The following is a 20,753-nucleotide window of genomic DNA, read 5'->3' as shown; positions in this document are numbered from 1 at the left end:
GGCACCATCGGGGGCATGGTGCAGGTGTGTGTGAACGGGGGACGCGGGTCCGGTGACGGCGCTGTCGTGCCGTTGTCGCCGGGCGCGATGGCCGACTCCGCGGCGGAGGCCGTCGCGGCCGGGGCGTCGGACATCCATGTACATCCCAAGTCCCCCTGTGGAGAGGACACACTGTCGCCGAAAGCGGTTGCGGCGACGCTGGAGGAAATACGTTCACGGGTCGGCGTCCCCGTCGGCGTGACCACCGGCGCCTGGGCCGAGCCCGACCCCGCGGCCCGGGTCGCCCGCGTCCACGAGTGGACCGCCCTGCCCGACCACGCCTCGGTCAACTGGCACGAGCCGGGCGCCGAACAGGTGGCCGCCGCACTCCTGGAACGGGGAGTGGCCGTGGAGGCAGGCATCTGGTCCGGCACGGACGGGGCCACACGGTTCGCGGCATCACCCCTCGCCCCACGGGTCCTGCGAGTCCTGGCGGAGGTAACGGACCCGAACCCGGACACGGCGGAGGACTCGGCCCGGGAGCTCTTGGCCGCACTGGGAATGGGCCCCGTCACCCCGCCCCGCGAGGGGCGCGGGGAACTGCGCGACCAGCCCCCACCGGGCCCGCGGGCCACCCCTCACGGCCGTCCCGTCCTGCTCCACGGCGAGGAGGGCGGCACCTGGCCGGTCCTCCGGCTCGCCGGACGCCTCGGACTGGCGACGCGAATAGGCCTGGAGGACACGCTGTTCCTGCCGAACGGTCAACGGGCGCTGTCCAACGCGGAGTTGGTGACGGAGGGTCTGGCCCAGTACGAGAGAGCGCGGCGCCGAGCCCCATAAGGGGCGCGGGGAACTGCGCGACCAGCCCCCACCCGGGCCCGCAGGTCACCACCCGGCCGGGCAGAACGCATACCAGCCCCAAAACCCCTCGCTCCACCCCTTTCCCGTACGGACAGTTGGAGGCGATGAAACCGGTCTGAGAATCCCGAGGAGCCCCACTATGTCGACGCTGCGCGTCACCGCCGAAGTGCTGACCGTCCACGAACATCCGAACGCCGACGCCCTCGAACTGGCCCAGGTCGGCCTGTACCGAGCAGTCGTCGCCAAGGGCGTGTACCGCACCGGCGAGACCGCCGTCTACATCCCCGAGCAGTCCGTGCTGCCTGAGGAGCTGATCGAGGAGCTGGGGCTGACCGGACGCCTCGCGGGAAGCAGGTCGGACCGCGTGAAGGCGGTGCGGCTGCGCGGCGAGTTGTCGCAGGGGATCGTCTGCCGGCCGAGCGCGCTGGCCGGCGTCGACCTCGCCAGGGCCGCGGCGGACGGCACGGACTTCGCGGAGCGGCTCGGCATCACCAAGTGGGTGCCGCCGATACCGCCCACGATGGACGGCGAGGTCGAGTCGGCCCCCGATCTGCTGCCCTGGGTCGACATCGAGAACATCCAGCGTTACCCGGACATCTTCGCCCCGGGCGAGGACGTGGTCCTGACCGAGAAGCTGCACGGCTCGGCCTGCCTGCTCACGTACTTCGCGGAGGACGGCCGCGCCCAGGTCTCCTCGAAGGGCTTCGGCGCCAAGTACCTGGCCCTGACGGAGGACCCGCGCAACCTGTACTGGCGCGCGGTTCACGGCCACGGCATCACCGCGGCCGCGGCCCGGCTCGCCGAACGGCTCGGGGCACGCCGGGTCGGCGTCTTCGGCGAGGTGTACGGAGCGGGCGTACAGGACCTCACCTACGGCGCCGACGGCCGCCGCGAGACGCTCGGGTACGCGGTGTTCGACGTATCGGCCGAGATCGACGGCGAGGTCCGCTGGCTGGACGCGACGGAGCTGCTCACGGGTGAACTGCCGCTCGTGCCACGGCTCTACGAGGGTCCGTACGACATCGACCGCGTCCTGGAGTTCGCCTCCGGGCGAGAGACGGTGTCCGGGCGGGGGCTGCACTTGCGTGAGGGTGTCGTGATCAGGCCCGCCACCGAGCGGTACAGCCCGGTGACGGGCGGCAGGGCCGTCGCGAAGGCGGTCAGCCCGGCGTACCTGACGCGCAAGGGCGGCACGGAGTACGAGTGAGGAGGGGCCCGGGGTCTGACGAGCCCGGGCCTCAGACCCCGGGAGCCCAGGAACCCGAGGGCCTGGGGGCCAGGGTGCCAGGGGGCCAGGGGGCCAGGAGCCCGGGTTCCAGGAGCCCGGGGGCTGCCTCAGCCGCAGTCCCCGGGCTCCTTCTGCGGCTGTTCGCGCTGCTTCCTCGCGCCCTGGCGTTCCACCATCAGGCGCGAGCCGCTCTGCCGTTCGCCGAAGACGTCGTCGGGGTTGGACAGGACGCAGGTCTCCAGCGAGAGACAGCCACAGCCGATGCAGTCCGTGAGATGGTCGCGCAGGCGGCCCAACTGCTTGATGCGCTCGTCGAGTTCGGACCGCCACGCCTCCGAGAGGCGGGCCCAGTCCTCGCGCGTCGGGGTGCGCTCCTCGGGCAGCTCGGCGAGCGCGTCGCGGATGGTGGCCAGCGGGATGCCGACGCGCTGCGCGGCCCGCACGAACGCGACCCGGCGCAGCGCGTCGCGATGGTAGCGGCGCTGATTGCCTGTGGTGCGGCGGCTGCTGATCAGGCCCTTGGACTCGTAGAAGTGCAGGGCCGAGACGGCGGCGCCGCTGCGGGCCGACAGCTGGCCGACCGTGAGTTCGTGGATCTTCTCGGGAATCTGGGGCACCCCTCGAAGCCTACCCATGCCGTCGACCCGGCTCGCCCGCCCTCCTCGTCGTTCATGCGTCACGCTTCCGGTCCGTTGACAGGGGACCCTCGCCCTACCATGCTAAGCAGTTGCTTAGACATTGCTACGCGGGAGGCCAGGGACATGGCAGAGCCGAGGATCTTCACGTCCGCCGACGAACTCAAGGCGGCGGTGGGTGAGCAGTTGGGGTACAGCGACTGGCTGGAGGTCGACCAGAAGCGGATCGATCTGTTCGCCGACGCGACTGGGGATCACCAGTGGATTCACGTGGACCCCGAGAAGGCGGCGGCGGGTCCCTTTGGGACGACCATTGCCCACGGGTATCTGACGTTGTCGCTGCTGCCGCTGTTCGGGCCTCAGCTGATCAAGGTCGAGGGGGTGAAGATGGGCGTCAACTACGGGACGAACAAGGTTCGTTTTCCCGCTCCCGTGCCGGTGGGGTCGCGGCTGCGCGCGACGGCGAAGATCACCGGTGTGGATGAGGTGCCGGGCGGGGTGCAGGTGTCCGTGGGCTTCACCGTGGAGCGCGAGGGGGGCGACAAGCCGGTTTGTGCGGCTGAGTCGGTGTCTCGGTACTACTTCTGACCGGTCGCGTGTTGGCTGCGGGTCCGTTGTAGCTGGTCGCGCAGCTCCCCGCGCCCCTAACGGGGCTCGGCCCCGACCATCCTCAGGACCAGGTCCGCGTAAAGGGTGCCCACCTCTTCCGGGGTCCTCGTGCCGTTGACGTTGAACCAGCGGGCCACGTCGATGCAGAGGGAGAGGACCGCGAGGGTGGTGCCCGGGATGTCGGGGACGTCGAAGTCGCCCGCCGCCACGCCGTCCTGGATGATGCCGCGGACCTCGGCGTCGACCTGGCGGCGCAGGGCGATGATCTCGGCCCGGGCGTCCGGGCCGAGCGAGTCCAGTTCGTACTGCACGACCCGGGCGGTGGTGCGCCCCCCGGCGTGCCAGCGGACGAAGGAGCTCACAGCGTCCGCCAGGCGCTCGGCGGCGCTGCCCTCGCCCTGCGCCGCCGTCCGCAGGATCTCCAGGGCCTTCTCGTGGCCGATCCTGCTGATCCGGTGGAGCAGTTCTTCCTTGGTCTTGTAGTGGATGTAGAGCGCGGCCGGGCTCATCCCCGCCCGGCCCGCGATGTCACGGGTCGTCGTCGCGTGGTACCCGCGCTCGGCGAAGGCCTCCACGGCGGCGACGAGCAGCCGCCGGGCCGCGTCCGGGGTGACCTCGGCCCACGGCGGCATCTCCGCACCGGCCGTCTCCTCCGCCGTACTCATCGCTGGTTCGCCCCTTCCACTGGCAGAACGAACACCATACCTCCGATACTGAGCGGGCGCTTAGAGTGCCCGATCAGAGGCGTGGAAATCCCGCTCAGCGCTTCACAGCTTCTCGAAGGGGTCGTGTGCGGCGAGGAGCTTCTCCAGACGGGCCTGGTCGACCCGGCTGACGATCTGCCCGGCCTCCTGACGGTCGCGGATCACCTTGGCGAGGGTGAAGGCGGACGTGACGAGGTAGAGGACGGCGATCCCCAGGAAGGCGCGCACCCAGGTGTCGGCCTCCAGTTTGAAGATGCCGATGGTGGTGGCGACGACGGCGACGCCGAACGATAGGACCGCCTGGCCGTAGAAGGCGGCGGTGTTCTGCTGCTTGACCGGTGTCTCACTCATGCGCACCAGGGTCGGCCGACGCGGCCGGAACCACATCCGCTCGCGTACTCAGACGCATACTCAGAAGGCCGAAATCCCTGTCAGCGCACGGCCGATGACCAGTTTCTGGATCTGACTGGTGCCCTCGTAGAGGGTCATCACGCGGGCGTCGCGCAGCAGCTTGCCGACCGGGTACTCGTCGATGTAGCCATAGCCGCCGAAGACCTGGAGGGCGTTGTTCGCGGCGCGCACGGCGGCCTCCGAGGCGAAGAGCTTGGCCTTGGAGGACTCGGTGGCGAACGGCTCACCCCGGTCGACGAGATCGGCGACCCGCCAGGTGAGCAGCCGGGCCGCGTCGACGTCCACGGCGATGTCGCTGAGCAGTTCCTGGACGAGCTGGTGGTGAGCGATGGTCTTCCCGAACTGCTCGCGCTCGGTCGCGTACGTCACGGCGGCGTCCAGCGCGGCCTGGGCGATGCCGACGCAGCCGGCCGCGACGGACATCCGGCCCTTGGCCAGCGCGGACATGGCGATGGAGAAGCCCTTGCCCTCGGGTCCGAGCATCGTCGAGGCGGGCACGCGGACGTCCTCAAGTGTCAGCTCGGCGGTGGCCTGGCCGCGCAGCCCGAGCTTTCCGTGGACGGTACGGCGGGTCAGCCCGGGGGTGTCGGTGGGTACGAGGAAGGCGGAGACGCCCTTGTGGCCGGGGGCGTCGGTCGAGCGGGCGAAGAGCAGCACGACGTCCGCCCAGGTGCCGTTGGTGATGAACATCTTGCTGCCGCTGATCACGTAGTCGTCGCCGTCGCGCACCGCCCTTGTCGAGAGGTTGCCCGCGTCGGAGCCGGTGCCCGGTTCGGTGAGGCCGAAGCAGCCGACGTACGCGCCCGAGGTGAGCCCCGGCAGCCACTGCCGCTTCTGCTCCTCGCTCCCCCAGGACGCGATGGTCTTGGCGACGAGGCCGAGGGAGACCGAGACGATGCCGCGGACCGAGGAGTCGCCCCGGCCCAGTTCCTCCGTCACCAGGCAGTACGCGAGGTGGTCACCGCCGGATCCGCCGTACTCCTCGTCGACGGTGAGGCCCAGGAACCCGACGTCGCCGAGCTTCTTCACGATCGAGCGGTCGACCTCCTCCGCCCGGTCCCAGGCGACGACGTGCGGGGCGATCTCCCGGTCGACGAAGTCCCTGGCGAGCCGTCGGACGGCGGTCTGCTCCTCGCTGAGCCCCAGGTTCATGACGAGTCCTCCCGGTCGAAGGCCACGTGACGGCCGCGGCGTGACTGCTGCAGCATTAAATTAGCACTGCTAGTTTCTGGTTCGCAGCCCTACTATGTGCGCCATGGCCAGACCGCGCAAGCCCCTCCTCAGCACCGACCGGATCGTCGGGGCGGCCCGGACGCTGGTGGACGCCGAGGGCCTGGCCGCCGTCTCGACGCGCCGGCTCGCCGCCGAACTGGGTGTCAGCGGCCCGTCCCTCTACAACCACTTCCGGACCAAGGACCAGATCCTGGAGGCGGTCGCGGACTCCGTGAGCGCGCAGGTCGACCTGTCGATGTTCGAGGACGGGCGCGACTGGCGCACCGCGCTGCACGACTGGGCCGTCTCCTACCGGGCCGCCCTGCGCGACCACCCGAACATCGTCCCGGTCCTGGCCCGCGGCCCCGGCCGCCGCCCGGCCGGACTGCGGCTCGCCGACGCCGTCTTCGGCGCGATGGTCGAGGCGGGGTGGCCGCCGGCGCAGGCCACGTCCATCGGCGCGCTGATGCGGTACTTCGTGATGGGCTCCGCGCTGGGGTCGTTCGCCGGGGGTTTCGTGGACGACGAGACCGCGTACGATCCCGCCGACTATCCGCATCTCGGGCAGGCGCATCTCCTCGCCGAACAGCAGGAGAAGATCGACGAGCGGGCCTTCGAGACGGGGCTCAGGGCGTTGCTGGACGGGTTGGCGCTGCAGTTCGAGGGGCTGCGTGGGTAGGCCTTTGTGTTTCTGCGGGCCGGTGGGGGCTGGTCGCGCAGTTCCCCGCGCCCCTAGAGCGGGGCTGCGCCCCAGCTCCCCACCCTTCGGCGGTCGCCGAACCATGCGTCGCGCATCCTGAGTGCATGACCTCCTCACGTACCGGCCGTACGAGCAGTGCGCGCGCCGGGGCCGCCGGGCTCGCCGCCCTCGCCTCTCTGGTGGCCGACGAGACGCGGGCCGGATTTCTGCTGGCGCTGCTCGACGGGCGGGCGTGGACCGCCGGGGAGCTGGCCCGGCATGCGGGGGTCGCCGCTTCGACGGCCAGCGAGCATCTGGGCAAGCTCGTCGCGGGCGGGCTGCTCGCCGAGGAGCGGCAGGGGCGGCACCGGTACGTACGGCTGGCGGACGCCCGGGTAGCCCAGCTCGTCGAGGACCTCGCCGCCCAGGTCTCGCCGACGGCCGCCGTACGACCGCGCACCCTGCGTGAGGCCGGCGCGGGCAGCGCGATGGCCCGGGGGCGCACCTGCTACGACCACCTGGCCGGCCGTCTCGGCATCGCCGTCACCGACGGGCTGACCCGGCTCGGACTGCTCCGGCAGGACACGGGGTTCGCGCTCACCGACGAAGGGGTGCGCTGGTTCGACGGTCTCGGCGTCCCCCTCGTACACACCGGGCGGCGTCCCCTCGCTCGGGCCTGCCTGGACTGGACGGAACGACGCCCCCACCTCGCCGGCGTCGCGGGAGCCGCCCTCTGCCGACACGCCCTGGACACGGGCTGGTGCGTACGCATCGGCTCGGAGCGAGCGGTAAAGGTCACGACCGAGGGCGAACGGGCCCTGGCGGAACTACTGGGAATCCAACCCGAGACTCTCCGCTGACCCGCCCCTCAAGGCGCCCCACAAGGGGCGCGGGGAACTGCGCGCCCAGCCCCCACCGCCCCGCAGACGGACAACGCCACCAGCGGAGCACAACGCCCCGTCCAAAAACCGCGAGCCCTTTCCTCCAACCCCACCTAGCCTCTGGAAAGTGATGAAGCCTCTCCTGTCCGCCCGCCGCACAGAACTGCTCGCGGCCGGAGCCGCGACGATCACCGTGCTGTTGTGGGCCTCCGCGTTCGTGTCCATCCGGAGTGCGGGCGAGGCGTACGCACCCGGTGCGCTGGCGCTCGGCCGGCTGCTCGCCGGGGTGCTCGTCCTCGGCGTGATCTGTCTGATACGCCGGGAGGGGTTCCCGCCGCGCGCCGCCTGGCCGGGGATCGTGGTGTCCGGGCTGCTCTGGTTCGGGCTCTACATGGTGGTGCTCAACTGGGGTGAGCAGAAGGTCGACGCGGGCACCGCCGCCCTCGTGGTGAACGTCGGCCCGCTGATCATGGCGCTGCTCGCGGGGTGGCTGCTCAAGGAAGGGCTGCCGCCGCGGCTGCTCGCCGGGATGGCCGTGTCGTTCGCGGGAGCGGCGGTCGTCGGTCTGTCGATGTCGGGCGAGGGCAGCGCCTCCGTGCTCGGCGTGCTGCTCTGTCTGCTCGCCGCGGTGGCGTACGCGGGCGGTGTGGTCGCCCAGAAGCCGGCCCTGCGGCACGGTTCCGCGCTCCAGGTGACGACGTTCGGCTGTGCGATCGGGGCGGTCGCCTGTCTGCCGTTCGCGGGGCAGCTGGTGTCCGATGCCGCCGACGCCCCGCTGTCCGCGACTCTCAACATGCTGTATCTGGGCGTCTTCCCGACCGCCCTCGCGTTCACCACCTGGGCGTTCGCGCTGGCCCGTACTACGGCCGGGAAGATGGGCGCCACGACCTACGCGGTGCCCGCGCTGGTGGTGCTGATGTCCTGGGTGGCGCTCGACGAGGTGCCGGGCTGGATCACGCTCGTCGGCGGACTGGTGTGTCTGGCGGGGGTGGCGGTGTCGCGGTCGCGCCCGCGAACGGCCGTCGCCGCAGCGGAGGTTGGGGATGCCGCCGCTGTCGGCGGGCCGGTCGCCGCGGCCCCGGAGACGAGTCCGGAGCCGCAGCGCGAGCAGGCCTAGGCGGCCCGGCCTCTCACCGTGAACCGGCCCTGTCCGCAAGGACCTTGATCGATCCGAGCGCGATCACGGCGAGCCCGATGATGTACGCGGCCACCGACATCGACGTACCCGTCGTCTCCAGCAGGAGCACCATCACGAAGGGCGCGAGTCCGCCGCCGAGAACTGCCGCGATCTGATAGCCGAGCGAGGCGCCCGTGTACCGCATCTCGGGGGTGAACAGCTCGGCGAACAGGGCGGCTTGGGGTCCGTACATGATGCTGAGGAAACAGCTGCCGACGAATGTGCCGACCGCCAGCCACAGCAGCGAGCCCGTGTCGATCAGCAGGAACATCGGTACGGCCCACAGGGCGATGCCGGCCGCGCCGAGGCCGTAGATCCGAATGCGGCCGATGCGGTCGGAGAGCGCTGCGGACGCGGGGATCAGGACGAGCTGGGTGAGGCTCACACAGAGGGAGACCGTGAGGACGGCACCGCGGTCCATGTCGAGTTCGCGGGTCGTGTAGTCGAGGACGCCGGTGATCAGGATGTAGAAGGTCGCGGTGTTCACGGCGAAGGAGCCGCCCGCGAGGAAGACCGTGCCGAGGTGGCCGCGGAGGATGGTACGCAGTGGGGAGTTCCGCGCGCCGTCGCCTCGCTTTCCGTCGCCTGTTCCCGCTCCCTTGTCCGCTGTCTGCCCCTTCTCTTCCTTCTCCTTCTCCGCCAGGGCCCGTTCGGCCGCCCGGAACTCCGGGGTCTCCTCGACGTGCTTGTGGATGTACCAGGCGAGTACGAGGACCAGCAGGCCGACCAGGAACGGGAGCCGCCATCCCCACGCGGCGAACGCCGACTCGCTGGTGAACGCACCGGCGAGGAGGAAGACCGAGTTGGCGGTCACCACGCCGATGGGGACGCCGAGTTGGACGAAGCTGCCGTAGATGCCCCGCTTGCCCTCCGGGGCGTACTCGGTGGCGAGGAGCATCGCGCCGCCCCACTGTGCGCCGACGGCGATGCCCTGCATGACGCGGAGCGTGACAAGGAGGACCGGGGCGGCTATGCCGATCGTCTCGTACGTGGGGAGGAGGCCGATGCCCGTCGTGGCCACGCCCATCAGGGTCAGGGCCAGGACCAGCATGGGCTTGCGGCCTCGTTTGTCGCCGAGTTGGCCCGCGATCACTCCGCCGAAGGGGCGGGCGAGGAAGCCGACCGCGAACGTCGCGAACGAGGCGAGGACTCCTGCGGAGGAGCTGCCTGCGGGGAAGTACAGGTCTCCGAGGACGAGGGCTGCCGCTATGCCGAAGACGAAGTAGTCGTACCACTCGACTGCTGAGGCGAGGGCTGCGGCCGTTGCCACCTTGCGGCGGTTTCTGGTGTCTTGTGCGGGGGTGGTTGTGGTGGGGAGGGTGGGAGGAGCGGTGTCCATGCGGTGCACACTCCGGTGGGTGCGGGGACGTTCGCGGCAACGTACTGACCGGACGGTATGTAGGTCAACGGGTGCGCCGGGATTGGTTTTCTCTCGCCCCCGCCGCCCCTGCCCATTCCCGTCCCCTGGGGCTCCGCCCCAGACCCCGGCAGGTGCGATTTCGGGTGCGGGCCCGGCTGTGGCTGGTCGCGCAGTTCCCCGCGCCCCTGGGCATTTCAGCCTCTCCGGCGTTTGAGGAGCGGGGGTTCGGGGGCTGGCCCCCGAAAGGGACGGGAATGGGCAGGGGCGGCGGGGGCGAGGAAAGGTTGCGGCCCCTAGAACACCACCACCGCCCGACCCCCCTTCCCCGCCAGCATGTTCTCGAAGGCCGACGGGATGCCCTCCAGGGCGATCCGTTCGGTCACCAGGGAGCCCAGGTCCAAGCGCCCCGCACGGACATGCTCGGCCAGGAGCGGCAGGTCACGGGCCGGATCCGAGTTGCCGTAGACGCAGCCGGACAGCGTACGACCCCAGTGGAAGAGTTCAAGGGCGTTGAAGGACACCTGCTGGTCCTTGCCCCCGATGCCGACGACAGTCGTACGGCCGCCACGCCGAGTGGACTCCCACGCCGCCCGAATCGTGACGGCACGCCCAACGCACTCCACCGCCACATCAACCCCCTGCTTGCCCGTGAGCCCACGGATCTCCCGCGCGGTGGTGTCGGACGCGACGACGTACTCCGTCGCCCCGGCGGCCCGCGCCAGGGACTCCTTCTCGGGCGACACATCCACCGCCACGATCACCGACGCGCCCGCGATCCGCGCGGCCTGGATCGCCGCGAGACCGACCCCGCCGACCCCGAACACCGCGACGGTCTCCCCGGACCGGACCCGCGCCGAGTAGTGGACGGCCCCGTACCCGGTGAGCACGGCGCAGCCGAGCAGCGCCGCGTCCGTCAGGGGAATCCCGGCCGGCGCCGGGAGCACGCAGGCGCCCGCCACCACCGTCTCCTCGGCGAACGCGGCGACGTTCAGCCCGGGATACAGCTCGGCCCCGTCGGAGGAACGCCGCGCGTACACCTCCCCGGCCCCCGCCAGAGCGTTGGCGCACAGCCACACCTCGCCCAGCGAGCAGGCGTGGCAACTTCCGCAGGAGGGAGCCCAGTTGAGGACCACTCCGTCTCCGGGCGCGACGTGCGTGACCCCGGGTCCGACGGAGACGACGGTCCCCGCCCCCTCATGGCCGAGCACGGCGGGCACCGGCACCCGCATGGTGCCGTCGGACAGGGAGAGGTCGGAGTGGCAGACCCCGGCCGCGGCCAGCCGGACCCTGACCTGCCCGGGCCCCGGCAGCTCCGGCAGGTCGATCTCGGTGATCTCCAAGGGAGAACCGACGGCGGGCAGGACCGCGGCGCGAACCGTGTGCGTCGCACTAGCCATGTCGTACACCTCTCCTGGAGCTAGAACTGCAGGGACTTGGTCTGGAGGTACTCGGACAGACCGTGCGAGCCCAGCTCCCGGCCGACCCCCGACTGCTTGTAACCGCCGAAGGGGGCAAGGGGGTTGAAGCGTCCGCCGTTGATGTCCACCTGTCCGGTGTCGAGTTGTCGAGCGAAGGCCACGGCCTCCGTCACCTCGCCGGCCCACACGGCCCCCGCCAGCCCGTACACCGTGCCGTTCGCGATCCGCAGCGCGTCGGCCTCGTCCTCGTACCGGAGGATCGAGAGGACCGGGCCGAAGATCTCCTCCTGGGCGATCGCCATCTCCGGGGTCACGTCCGCGAAGACGGTCGGGCTGACGAAGTAGCCCTGATCGCGCGGGGCTTCGGGTCCGCCTGCCACCAGTCGCGCACCCTCGGCGACGCCCTTCTCGATGTAACCCAGCACGCGCTGCTGCTGCTTGGCGTTGACCACGGGGCCCATGCGCTCTCCGTACTTCGCGGCCGCCTCCGCCGCCAGCTCGACCGCCTCCTCGTACTGGGAGTCGTGGACCAGCATGCGGGTCCAGGCGCTGCACGTCTGGCCGGAGTTGGACATCACGTTGGCCACGCCGACGTTGACCGCCTTGGCGAGGTCGGCGCTCGGCAGGATGACGTTGGCGGACTTGCCGCCGAGTTCCAGGGCGACCCGCTTGACGGCCGCGCCCGCGGTCGCACCGATCTGCCTGCCGACGGCCGTCGAGCCGGTGAAGGAGACCAGGTCCACGCCCTCGTGCCCGGCGAGGGCCTGGCCCGCGACCGGGCCGAGCCCGGTGACGAGGTTGAAGACCCCGGCCGGGAGGCCCGCTTCGTGGACGGCCTCCGCGAAGAGCTGCGCGGTCAGCGGGGTGTCCTCGGCGGGCTTCAGCACGACCGTGCAGCCGGCCGCGAGGGCCGGGGCGACCTTGGCGACGATCTGGTGCAGCGGGTAGTTCCAGGGGGTGATCGCGCCGACCACGCCGACGGGTTCCAGGTGGACGGTCGAGTTGCCGACCTTCTCCTCGAAGGCGTACGAGGCGGCCAGTTCGGCGTACGAACCGGCGACCGCGATGGGCGCTCCGACGTGCACGGCCTGCGAGAGCTTCAGCGGGGAGCCGAGTTCGGCGGTCACCGTCCCGGCGATCTCCTCCTTGCGGGCGACGAGGACGTCCCGGAGGGCTCCGATCCGCGCGGCTCGCTCGGCGGGCGGCGTGGCGGCCCAGGCCGGCAGAGCTCCGCGCGCGGCTCGTACGGCGGCGTCCACGTCGTCGGCGGTGCCCGCCGGGACATGGGCGATGACCTGCTCGTCGGCCGGGTTCACGACGGCGATCGTGTCCGTCCCGGCGGCCGGGCGCCACTCGCCGTCGATGTACATGCCGTCGTGTGCCTTCATGCGTTCCTCCCGGGAGGGGCGTCGTCTCCGCCGCCCAACCTAGCCGTCGTCCGAGACCCCAAACTAGCGGTGTTAGTTTTTGGGCACCAGGGGTCCCAGGACGTACCAGAGGGTCCCAGGACGATCACAAGGCTCGCGGGGGAGCACTTCGAGGGCCCCACGGGAGCTCGGGCCCTGGAGCCTCAGAAGTCCGCGCGTGTCGGTTCGTCCAGCCGGGCCACGGACTCCTGGCCGAACTCCCTCTCGTACACGTCCCGGATCCGCTCGATCCCGGGGTCGGCCGCCTTCGCCCGCCCCACGGGATACAGCAGGATCAGCTCGTAGGACCGCTCACGCTCGATGACGCCGTTCCTGTCGCGCCACTGCCCGCGGCCGTCCTGCACGGTGAGCCCGTCCGGGAAGGCGGGGGTGACCTGCCGGTCGACGAAGTCCATGAACTGCCCGTCGGTGACGGCCGGGCCTCCGTCGGGCCGCTCGGTGCCGAAGAAGAGACGGGTCTCGACGTACGCGGCGCCTCTGATCGTCGGAGCCGTCGGAGTCGTCGGCCGGGTCTCGGCGTCGGCGAGTGTGGCGTACGCGGCCGGGGCGCCGGCGAAGAGGAGGGCGGAGGCCGTCGCGACGGCGAGGCGGGTACGCGTGGCATTCATGATCATGAACGCATACCTAGCGGGCCTCAGTCCTCCAGGTCGGGCAGGCGCGCCGGGGCCGGGGAGATCCGTACGCCTTCGTGGTCGAAGACGAACAGATGGGCGAGGTCCACGAGGAGGGGGACCTGCATGCCGTGGTGGAGTTCGTGGTCGGGTGTCGTACGGACGATGAGGTCTCCGGGCAACCGGCCGTCGGGAGGCGGCAGTTCGGTCCCGTCCTGCCCGGCGTCCCCGGGGTCCTCCAGGACGACGACGGGTCCGGCCCGCAGCGCGCCCGCCCGGTCCCTCAGGCGGCCGAGGACGCCTCCCACGGGACGGCGGCGGCGCGGCGGCCGGGGCACGGGGCGTGGTGCCTCCAGGTCGGGTACGAAGGCCGGCTGGGAGCCGGTGTTGAAGTGGACGAGGACCTCGTGCCCCTGGAACTCCACGTGCTCGACGAGCCCGCTGATCGCCACCTCGCCGGGCCTGGCCTCCGCCGGCTTGGCGATGCGTACGGCCTCGGAGCGCAGGCCCACGATGACCTCGTGGCCCTGGTGGACCCGGAGCAACCGGTGGTCCAGGCACAGGGGTTCGGGCAGGACGAGGGCCTGGCGGCCGAGGCCGATCGACATGGCGCCGTCGAGGGGGGCGAGGACGATGCCTCGCAGGAGGCTGATGCGCGGGGTGCCGATGAAGGCGGCGACGAAGACGTTCTCGGGCAGCGCGTAGACCGTGCGCGGGGTGCCGACCTGCTGGAGGACTCCGCCGCGCAGGACGGCGACCCGGTCGCCGAGGGACATCGCCTCCGCCTGGTCGTGGGTGACGTACACCGTGGTGACGCCCAACCCCCTGGTGAGGCGGGCGATTTCGGCGCGCAGCCGGTTGCGGAGCTTGGCGTCCAGGTTGGCGAGGGGTTCGTCCATCAGGAAGGCGGAGGGGTGTCGTGCGATCGCCCGGCCCATCGCGACGCGCTGGCGTTCGCCGCCGGAGAGCTGGTGGGGGAAGCGGTCGAGGAGGTCCTCGATGCCGAGCATCTTGGCCGTGGCGTCGACGCGCGAGCGCGGGTCCTGGCCGGGGCTCTCGATGCGCAGTGGGAAGCCGATGTTCTCGCGGCCGTTCATGGTCGGGTAGAGCGCGAAGTTCTGGAAGATCATCGCCATGTCCCGGTCGGCGGGCTCCAGATGGTTGGCGTACACGCCGTCGAGCCGTATCTGTCCCTCGGTGGGGTCCGTGAGTCCGGCGATCATCCTCAGCACGGTCGACTTGCCGCAGCCGGACGGCCCGAGGAGCACCAGGAACTCTCCGGGTGCGACGTCGAGCGACAACCTCTCCACCACAGAGACACCACGGGTGTAGGACTTGCTGACCTGTCGAAGGGAGATGGCGCGTGACATGGGACGTGACCCCCGGGGGCTCACAGGGCGCTGTTGCTCCGCGATCGGAGGTCTCGCGGGTCGTACGAGACCTATGAGTCACGGAAGCTAACGGACCGCACACATCCCGGGGAAGACTTGCGGCGGAATCGGGCGGGCCTTGTGGAGGGCCCTCTCGTGAAACAGGGGCGTCGGGGCCAACTCCGGTGCGAATGAGGTCTGTTCAGTGTCTCTCGGGCTCCGGTGCGGATGGCGTACGTCCCCTACGTTCCGCGGGCTCGGGACCGGCGGCTCCCGTACGTCCCTGTCGCAGCCCGAGCCCCGAGGCGATCAGCAGCAGCGCTCCGAGCATCACGAACGGCGCTGCCACACCGGCGACTCCGGCGACCAGGCCCGCGGTGGCGGGCGCGGCGACCTGGCCGAGCCGGTTGCCGGTCAGGCGCAGGGCGAGGGCGGTGGAGCGGGCGTCGTCCGGGGCGGCCTGGACGACCGTGGTCATGGACAGGGGCTGGCCGACGCCCAGGCAGAAGCCGAGCAGGGCGAGGATCACGGCGAGGCCCCAGACCGGCACGGGCAGCGCGATCCCGGCGCACAGGAGGGCCCCCAGCAGACAGGTCGTGCTGAGCAGCGCGGCCCTGCCGAGGAGCCGCAGCATGGGCGTCATGACCAGGCGGCAGGCTATGGTCGCCGCCGCGCGCAGGCTGAGCAGCAGGCCGATCACGGAGGGCGCGATACCCCGGTGTTCGCCGACCACCGGCAGATACGCGGTGAGGATGTCCGTCGCGGACAGCACGGCGAGGCTGATGAAGATGCCCGCGGGTACGCCCCGGGTGCGCAGTATGCGGTGCACGGGGACCCGATCGCCGCGTCCGGTACGGGACTTGGGCCGGTCGCGGTGCTCTATGCGCCACAGCGAGACGAACGAGACCGCGGCGACGGCGCCCGCGACCAGCAGGGCGAGGGCGCTGGTGCCCGCCATGTCGGGGCCGCCGATCAGGGCGCCCGCGGCGATCGGTCCGACCAGCTGGCCGAGCGAGGCGCCGATGGTGAAGTGGCCGAAGTTGCGGTCCTGGTCCCGCGGTGCGGACTGGCGGGCCACGATCGACTGGGCGCCGATCACGAAGGAGAGGTGTCCGAGGCCCATCACCCCGCTCCAGGCCGCCATCGCGGCAAGGGAGTTCGCCGTACCGCTGAGGGCGCAGCCCCCGGCTATGAGGACGACGCCGACCGGGAGCAGCGGGGCGCACCGGCCGTGGTCGGTCCTGCGTCCGAGCGGTACGGCGGCGAACAGGGGCAGCAGTGCGTAGACGCCCGCGATCACGCCGATCGCCCGCTCGTCGGCGCCCAGTGCGAGGGCCCGGTAGGAGACGGCGGGCCGTGCCATCGACACCGCCCCCTGCGCGAAGCTGAAGGCGATGACGAGGCGGAGCAGCCAGCCGCGGTTCCCACCGGGCCTCACAGTGACACCCTCCGTTGGACGGATCGGACGAACGGGATCGGACGAACGGGGTGGGTCCGGCCGGGGCCGGACTCCCGGGAGCCGGGGCTCAGATGATGCCGAACAGGATTCCGGCGCCGAGGACCACGAGGGAGGTGAGGGCGGCCCACTTGACGACGAACTTGGTGTGGTCGCCGAACTCGACCTTGGCCATGCCGACCAGGACGTACACGGCCGGGACGAGCGGGCTCGACATGTGGAGCGGCTGGCCGACGAGCGAGGCGCGGGCGATCTCCAGCGGGGAGACCCCGTGGGCCGCGCCCGCCTCGGCGAGGACCGGCAGGACGCCGAAGTAGAAGCCGTCGTTCGACATGAAGTAGGTGAGCGGGAGGCTGAGGACGCCGGTGACGAGGGCCATGTGCGGGCCCATGCCGTCGGGGATGCCGTCGACGAGCCAGTTGGCCATGGAGTCGACCATGCCGGTGCCCTGGAGGACGCCGGTGAAGACGGCGGCGGCGAAGACCATGCCGGAGACGTTGAGGACGTTGTCGGCGTGGGCGGCGAGGCGGGCCTTCTGGTCGGGGATGTGCGGGAAGTTGACCGTGAGGGCGAGCGCGGCGGCGAGCACGAACAGGACCGGGATCGGCAGCAGTTCCATGATCATGGCGGTCAGGAGCGTCGCCGTGAGCAGTGCGTTGAACCAGTACAGCTTGGGACGCAGCGTCGGGCGGTTCGGGTCGAGGCCCTGGAGGCGGACGTCGTCCTCCTCGCCGTCGCTGTCGTCGTCGGTGGCGTCGGTGCCGGAGCCCGCGCCGCCGGTGGTCTTGGTCATGCGCACCTTGCCGTCGCCCGGGCCGCCGGCGGCGGTGGCACCGGCGCCGACGAGCACGGTCTCGGTCTCGGGCTCCTCGACCAGCTGCTTCTCGTCCGTCAGCACGTCGGCCAGGCTCAGCACGCCGAGGCGCTTGCGCTCGCGGAGGCCGAGGACGTACGAGAGGGCGATCACGGCGACCAGGCCGACGGCGAGCGCCGGGATCATCGGGACGAAGATGTCGCCGGCGTCGAGCTTGAGCGCGGTGGCGGCGCGGGCGGTGGGGCCGCCCCAGGGCAGCGTGTTCATGACGCCGTTGGCGGTGGCGGCGACGCCGGTCATCACGACGAGGCTCATCTTGAGGCGTTTGTAGAGCGGGTACATCGCCGAGACCGTGATCATGAAGGTCGTCGAGCCGTCGCCGTCGAGGGAGACGATCGCGGCGAGCAGGGCCGTGCCGACGACGATGCGCAGCGGGTCGGCCTTGCAGAACTTGAGGATGCCTCGGACGATCGGGTCGAAGAGGCCGACGTCGATCATGACGCCGAAGTACACGATGGCGAACATCAGCATCGCGGCGGTGGGCGCGAGGGTGCCCACCCCTTCGATGACGTAGTCGCCGAGATGCGCGCCCTTTCCGACGAACACGCAGAAGAGTGCCGGGATCAGTACGAGCGCCGCGATCGGCGACATCTTCTTCATCATGATCAGGACCAGGAAGGTCGCGATCATGGTGAAGCCGAGGATGGTCAGCATGAGTGGATACCTAACGTTCGCCCTTGAACTCCCACCAGGGCCGGCGGTTCGAGTGACGTTAGGGCGGCCACACAAGGCTTAACAAGATGTTGACACGCGAGCAATAAGCGCAAAACTCCAGGTCAGGGCGTTGTGCCTGTTGGCGCGATATCGATGGGTACGCCATTGAGCACCGCTGTGCCGGACAGCGGGTCGAGGAGGCTGCCGTCGAGGAGCTGGTTGACGTTGACGCCGGGGTCCTCGGCGGCGTGGTTCGTCCGGGTGCCGGGGCGGTCGTGTCCCCAGCCGTGCGGCAGGCTCACGACTCCGCGTCGTACGGCGTCGGTGATCTCGGCGGGGGCGACGACCTCTCCCCCGGCGCCCTTCACCCGTACCGGCGCCCCGTCGGTGACGCCGAGGCGTTCGGCGTCGTCGGGGTGGATGTGCAGGGTGCAGCGGTTGGTGCCGCCGGTGAGGGCGGGGATGTTGTGCATCCAGCTGTTGTTTGAGCGCAGGTGACGGCGGCCGACGAGGACGAGGCCCTCGGGGCGCCGGCGCAGTGCGTCCCGCAGACGCGGGAGGTCGTCGGCGAGCGGCCCCGGGAGGAGTTCCACGAGTCCGCTGCGGGTCTTGAGGGGCTGCGGGAGGCGCGACTGGAGCGGTCCGAGGTCGATGCCGTGGGGCTGGTCGAGCAGCTTCTCCAGGGTCAGCCCTTCGGGGCGTACGCCGAATCCGTCGCCGTACGGGCCGAGGCGCAGCATCATGTCGAGGCGTCGCTCTGGGCCGGTCTCGCCGGTGAGCCGTGCGGCGAGTTCACGCGGGTCGCGGCCGTGCGCCGGGGAGTGGGTTTCCTTGACGGCCTTGCCGAGGGTCTGGCTGATGACCAGGTCGTCGACGGCTGAGGGGTCGGCGCCGTGCATGCCGGTGGCGGCGAGGACGAGCCGGGCGAGGATCTCCGTCTCGGCCATTCGGCCGGGCTCCAGGGGGACGGCGGCGCGGGTGTAGCGGACCTGGTTGCGTACGGCGAGGGTGTTGAAGGCGAAGTCGTGGTGCGGGCTCTGGGAGGGCGGGGGCGGCGGCAGTACGACGTGGGCGTGCCGTGAGGTCTCGTTGAGGTAGGGGTCGACGCTGACCATGAAGTCGAGCGAGCCGAGGGCCTTGTCGAGGCGGTCGCCGTCGGGCGCGGACAGGACGGGGTTGGCGGCGATGACGACGAGGGCACGGATCGGCTCGCCCTCGGCGGTCGCGGTGTCGATCTCCTCGGCGAGCGCGGCCATCGGCAGTTCGCCCTTGGCCTCGGGGTGACGGCTCACGCGGCTGTGCCAGCGGCCGAGCGCGAAGCCGTGGCCGGGCCCGGCGGGGCGGGGTGTCCGGTCGGTGGCGGCCTGCGGGAAGAGGGCGCCGCCGGGTCGGTCGAGGTTGCCGGTGAGGATGTTCAGGATGTCGACCAGCCAGCTGGCCAGGGTGCCGTGCGGGACGGTGCAGCTGCCGATGCGGCCGTATACGGCGGCGGTGGGCGCGGCGGCCAGTTCACGGGCGAGCGCGCGGATCGTGTCGGCGTCGACGTCACAGGCCTCGGCGGCGGCTTCCGGGGTGAAGTCCCTCATGGCCTCGCGGAGTTCGTCGGTCCCCCGCACCAGCTCGGTGAGCTCGCCGAGGTCGGTGAGCCGCTCCTCGAAGAGGACGTACGCCATGGCCGCGAGCAGCAGCGCGTCGGTGCCGGGGCGGATGGCCACGTGCCGGTCGGCGAGCTTGGCGGTGCGGGTGCGGCGCGGGTCGATGACGGTGAGGGTGCCGCCGCGCGCCTTGAGGGCCTTGAGCTTGCCGGGGAAGTCGGGGGCGGTGCACAGGCTGCCGTTGGATTCGAGGGGGTTGGCGCCGATGAGCAGCAGGTGGTCGGTACGGTCGAGGTCGGGCACGGGGATCGCGTTGGCGTCGCCGTAGAGCAGTCCGCTGGAGACGTGCTTGGGCATCTGGTCGAGCGTGGACGCGGTGAAGAGACTGTGGGTGCCGAGGCCCCCGAGCAGCACGGTCGGGTAGAGGGCACCGGCCATGGTGTGCACGTTCGGGTTGCCGAGGACGGCTCCCACGGCGTGCGGCCCGTACCGCTCGACGACCGGGCGCAGTCCGGCCGCGACGGCGTCGAAGGCCTCTTCCCAGGTGGCTTCGCGCAGTTCGCCGTCCTTGCGCACCAGCGGGGTCCGCAGCCGGTCGGGGTCGCCGTCGGCCGCCCCGAACGAGGCGCCCTTCGGGCAGATGAACCCCTGACTGAACACGTCGTCGCGGTCCCCGCGCGCGCTCGTCACCCGGGTCCCCTCGATGGTGAGGGTGAGCCCGCAGGTCGCCTCGCAGAGGGGACAGATACGCAGAGCTGTTCGGGAGTCGGCGGTGGTGGACACGGGTCCTCCCGGAGGGGTGGCGGCAACGGTGACGCGCTTACCCGGCCGAGCATACCGACCGGTATGGACGCTGGGGAGGGGTCGCGGGGGTCACGTCGGAAATTCGCGCGCCGTTCGGGTGTCCGCGCCGGGCGGGGACGGGCCGAGTGGGGTGGAGTCCGGCCGGGTGGGGCCGGGCAACGTTGTCGCCCGGCCTCTCCGTCAGTCGAGCGACCGTGCCAGATACGCCCTCAGCAGTTCCCGGGTCTCCTCTATGACCCGTTCGTCGCCGGCCGGGTCGAGGCGGAAGGCGAGCTGGACGAGGGTGTCGGCGGCCTCGACGGCGATGAGGAAGGTGCGGCGCAGGTCCTGGTCGGGTTCGCGGTTCAGGACGGAGGAGAGCATGTCGGTGAGGCGGTCGGCGACGCGCGTGTTGGGTTCGGCGTCACGGGTGCCGACGGGTATCTGGTTGCCGAAGTCCACGAGGGAGAAGCCGGGCGCGGTGCGTTTCATCGCGAGGTACTCGTCGAGGACCGCGTCCATGGCCGCGCGCCAGCCGCCCACGCCCGCGGTCTCCTGGAGGCGGAGGGCCACGCGCTCGGTGAAGACGTCGAGGTTGCGCTGGGCGAGCGCGTCGGCCATGGCGCGCTTGTTGCCGAAGAAGCGGTAGACGGACCCTATGGGCACGCCGGCGCGCAGGGCGACCGCGCGGGTGCTGAGGGCGTCGTAGCCGACCTCGTCGAGGAGATCGGCGCAGGCGTCGAGGATTCGGGTGAGTCTTTCGGCGCTACGCCTTTGAACGGGCGCGCGGCGCAGCGAGGTCGCAGGGGGCACGGGCTTCATGATGCCT

The 20,753-nt window shown here is 71.2% G+C and carries 19 protein-coding genes; 6 read left to right on the top strand and 13 right to left on the bottom strand.

Going from position 1 to position 20,753, the window contains the following annotated elements; all coding sequences use genetic code 11:
• Positions 1-15 precede the first annotated feature (15 nt).
• On the top strand, positions 16-819 hold the full coding sequence (locus tag JEQ17_RS36705; protein WP_200399269.1) for a 3-keto-5-aminohexanoate cleavage protein: 804 nt from the start codon (positions 16-18) through the stop codon (positions 817-819).
• A 160-nt stretch (positions 820-979) separates the two neighbouring features.
• The gene (locus tag JEQ17_RS36700) at positions 980-2,047 is read left to right on the top strand and encodes an RNA ligase (ATP) (RefSeq protein ID WP_200399268.1); all 1,068 of its coding nucleotides are present in this window, start codon (positions 980-982) and stop codon (positions 2,045-2,047) included.
• Between the two features lie 128 nt (positions 2,048-2,175).
• Here the strand turns inward: JEQ17_RS36700 and soxR are convergent, their stop codons facing one another.
• Positions 2,176-2,685, bottom strand: coding sequence for a redox-sensitive transcriptional activator SoxR (soxR, locus tag JEQ17_RS36695; RefSeq protein ID WP_325176304.1), 510 nt, complete (start codon positions 2,683-2,685; stop codon positions 2,176-2,178).
• A 144-nt stretch (positions 2,686-2,829) separates the two neighbouring features.
• Between soxR and JEQ17_RS36690 the strand changes: the two genes are divergently transcribed.
• On the top strand, positions 2,830-3,291 hold the full coding sequence (locus tag JEQ17_RS36690) for a MaoC family dehydratase (protein WP_200399266.1): 462 nt from the start codon (positions 2,830-2,832) through the stop codon (positions 3,289-3,291).
• A gap of 56 nt (positions 3,292-3,347) precedes the next feature.
• Here the strand turns inward: JEQ17_RS36690 and JEQ17_RS36685 are convergent, their stop codons facing one another.
• The 3 genes from JEQ17_RS36685 to JEQ17_RS36675 all read right to left on the bottom strand — a co-directional run bounded on the left by JEQ17_RS36685 (position 3,348) and on the right by JEQ17_RS36675 (position 5,579).
• Positions 3,348-3,977 (bottom strand): TetR/AcrR family transcriptional regulator, encoded by a 630-nt coding sequence (locus JEQ17_RS36685; protein WP_200399265.1) that lies wholly within the window; start codon positions 3,975-3,977, stop codon positions 3,348-3,350.
• A gap of 102 nt (positions 3,978-4,079) precedes the next feature.
• Positions 4,080-4,367, bottom strand: a complete 288-nt coding sequence (locus tag JEQ17_RS36680) for a YiaA/YiaB family inner membrane protein (protein WP_055612233.1) — start codon at positions 4,365-4,367, stop codon at positions 4,080-4,082.
• 60 nt (positions 4,368-4,427) lie between these two features.
• On the bottom strand, positions 4,428-5,579 hold the full coding sequence (locus tag JEQ17_RS36675) for an acyl-CoA dehydrogenase family protein (protein WP_200399264.1): 1,152 nt from the start codon (positions 5,577-5,579) through the stop codon (positions 4,428-4,430).
• A gap of 103 nt (positions 5,580-5,682) precedes the next feature.
• Here JEQ17_RS36675 and JEQ17_RS36670 point away from each other — a divergent pair, with 103 nt between their 5' ends.
• The 3 genes from JEQ17_RS36670 (at position 5,683) to JEQ17_RS36660 (ending at position 8,316) form a co-directional block, all read left to right on the top strand.
• Positions 5,683-6,318 (top strand): TetR/AcrR family transcriptional regulator, encoded by a 636-nt coding sequence (locus JEQ17_RS36670; protein ID WP_189840112.1) that lies wholly within the window; start codon positions 5,683-5,685, stop codon positions 6,316-6,318.
• Positions 6,319-6,443: 125 nt separating this feature from the next.
• Positions 6,444-7,178, top strand: a complete 735-nt coding sequence (locus JEQ17_RS36665; protein ID WP_200399263.1) for an ArsR/SmtB family transcription factor — start codon at positions 6,444-6,446, stop codon at positions 7,176-7,178.
• A gap of 151 nt (positions 7,179-7,329) precedes the next feature.
• Entirely contained in the window at positions 7,330-8,316 is a 987-nt protein-coding gene (locus JEQ17_RS36660; RefSeq protein WP_200401908.1) for a DMT family transporter, read from the top strand.
• A gap of 13 nt (positions 8,317-8,329) precedes the next feature.
• On the opposite strand, the gene JEQ17_RS36655 is transcribed toward JEQ17_RS36660, so the two are convergent.
• The 9 genes from JEQ17_RS36655 to JEQ17_RS36615 form a co-directional block, all read right to left on the bottom strand.
• Positions 8,330-9,715, bottom strand: a complete 1,386-nt coding sequence (locus JEQ17_RS36655) for an MFS transporter (RefSeq protein WP_200399262.1) — start codon at positions 9,713-9,715, stop codon at positions 8,330-8,332.
• A 314-nt stretch (positions 9,716-10,029) separates the two neighbouring features.
• A complete protein-coding gene (locus JEQ17_RS36650) occupies positions 10,030-11,133 on the bottom strand; it encodes a Zn-dependent alcohol dehydrogenase (protein ID WP_200399261.1) in 1,104 nt (367 codons plus the stop codon).
• Positions 11,134-11,153: 20 nt separating this feature from the next.
• Positions 11,154-12,542 carry an aldehyde dehydrogenase family protein gene (locus JEQ17_RS36645; protein ID WP_200399260.1) on the bottom strand — a complete coding sequence of 463 codons (1,389 nt, stop codon included), beginning with the start codon at positions 12,540-12,542 and terminating at the stop codon, positions 11,154-11,156.
• Positions 12,543-12,724: 182 nt separating this feature from the next.
• Positions 12,725-13,195, bottom strand: coding sequence for a DUF3574 domain-containing protein (locus JEQ17_RS36640; protein WP_200399259.1), 471 nt, complete (start codon positions 13,193-13,195; stop codon positions 12,725-12,727).
• A gap of 20 nt (positions 13,196-13,215) precedes the next feature.
• Complete coding sequence (locus JEQ17_RS36635; RefSeq protein WP_200399258.1) at positions 13,216-14,562, bottom strand: ABC transporter ATP-binding protein; 1,347 nt, start codon at positions 14,560-14,562, stop codon at positions 13,216-13,218.
• A gap of 202 nt (positions 14,563-14,764) precedes the next feature.
• A complete protein-coding gene (locus JEQ17_RS36630; protein WP_200399257.1) occupies positions 14,765-16,000 on the bottom strand; it encodes an MFS transporter in 1,236 nt (411 codons plus the stop codon).
• Between the two features lie 88 nt (positions 16,001-16,088).
• Positions 16,089-17,546, bottom strand: coding sequence for a CitMHS family transporter (locus JEQ17_RS36625; RefSeq protein WP_200399256.1), 1,458 nt, complete (start codon positions 17,544-17,546; stop codon positions 16,089-16,091).
• Positions 17,547-17,668: 122 nt separating this feature from the next.
• Complete coding sequence (locus JEQ17_RS36620; protein WP_200399255.1) at positions 17,669-19,924, bottom strand: molybdopterin oxidoreductase family protein; 2,256 nt, start codon at positions 19,922-19,924, stop codon at positions 17,669-17,671.
• Positions 19,925-20,125: 201 nt separating this feature from the next.
• Positions 20,126-20,746, bottom strand: a complete 621-nt coding sequence (locus JEQ17_RS36615) for a TetR/AcrR family transcriptional regulator (RefSeq protein ID WP_200399254.1) — start codon at positions 20,744-20,746, stop codon at positions 20,126-20,128.
• Positions 20,747-20,753 lie beyond the last annotated feature (7 nt).

Origin of the sequence: Streptomyces liliifuscus, assembly GCF_016598615.1 — a bacterium.
In the GTDB taxonomy this organism is placed as follows: domain Bacteria; phylum Actinomycetota; class Actinomycetes; order Streptomycetales; family Streptomycetaceae; genus Streptomyces; species Streptomyces liliifuscus.
Note: the sequence above shows the minus strand (reverse complement) of the source record. Positions and strands in the feature narration are given on the sequence as shown.

Coding starts and splice junctions, on each gene's coding strand:
- JEQ17_RS36705 (WP_200399269.1), top strand. CDS start 16: ATGGTGCAGGTGTGTGTGAACGGGGGACGCGGGTCCGGTGACGGCGCT.
- JEQ17_RS36700 (WP_200399268.1), top strand. CDS start 980: ATGTCGACGCTGCGCGTCACCGCCGAAGTGCTGACCGTCCACGAACAT.
- JEQ17_RS36690 (WP_200399266.1), top strand. CDS start 2,830: ATGGCAGAGCCGAGGATCTTCACGTCCGCCGACGAACTCAAGGCGGCG.
- JEQ17_RS36685 (WP_200399265.1), bottom strand. CDS start 3,977: ATGAGTACGGCGGAGGAGACGGCCGGTGCGGAGATGCCGCCGTGGGCC.
- JEQ17_RS36680 (WP_055612233.1), bottom strand. CDS start 4,367: ATGAGTGAGACACCGGTCAAGCAGCAGAACACCGCCGCCTTCTACGGC.
- JEQ17_RS36675 (WP_200399264.1), bottom strand. CDS start 5,579: ATGAACCTGGGGCTCAGCGAGGAGCAGACCGCCGTCCGACGGCTCGCC.
- JEQ17_RS36670 (WP_189840112.1), top strand. CDS start 5,683: ATGGCCAGACCGCGCAAGCCCCTCCTCAGCACCGACCGGATCGTCGGG.
- JEQ17_RS36665 (WP_200399263.1), top strand. CDS start 6,444: ATGACCTCCTCACGTACCGGCCGTACGAGCAGTGCGCGCGCCGGGGCC.
- JEQ17_RS36660 (WP_200401908.1), top strand. CDS start 7,330: ATGAAGCCTCTCCTGTCCGCCCGCCGCACAGAACTGCTCGCGGCCGGA.
- JEQ17_RS36655 (WP_200399262.1), bottom strand. CDS start 9,715: ATGGACACCGCTCCTCCCACCCTCCCCACCACAACCACCCCCGCACAA.
- JEQ17_RS36650 (WP_200399261.1), bottom strand. CDS start 11,133: ATGGCTAGTGCGACGCACACGGTTCGCGCCGCGGTCCTGCCCGCCGTC.
- JEQ17_RS36645 (WP_200399260.1), bottom strand. CDS start 12,542: ATGAAGGCACACGACGGCATGTACATCGACGGCGAGTGGCGCCCGGCC.
- JEQ17_RS36640 (WP_200399259.1), bottom strand. CDS start 13,195: ATGATCATGAATGCCACGCGTACCCGCCTCGCCGTCGCGACGGCCTCC.
- JEQ17_RS36635 (WP_200399258.1), bottom strand. CDS start 14,562: ATGTCACGCGCCATCTCCCTTCGACAGGTCAGCAAGTCCTACACCCGT.
- JEQ17_RS36625 (WP_200399256.1), bottom strand. CDS start 17,546: ATGCTGACCATCCTCGGCTTCACCATGATCGCGACCTTCCTGGTCCTG.
- JEQ17_RS36615 (WP_200399254.1), bottom strand. CDS start 20,746: ATGAAGCCCGTGCCCCCTGCGACCTCGCTGCGCCGCGCGCCCGTTCAA.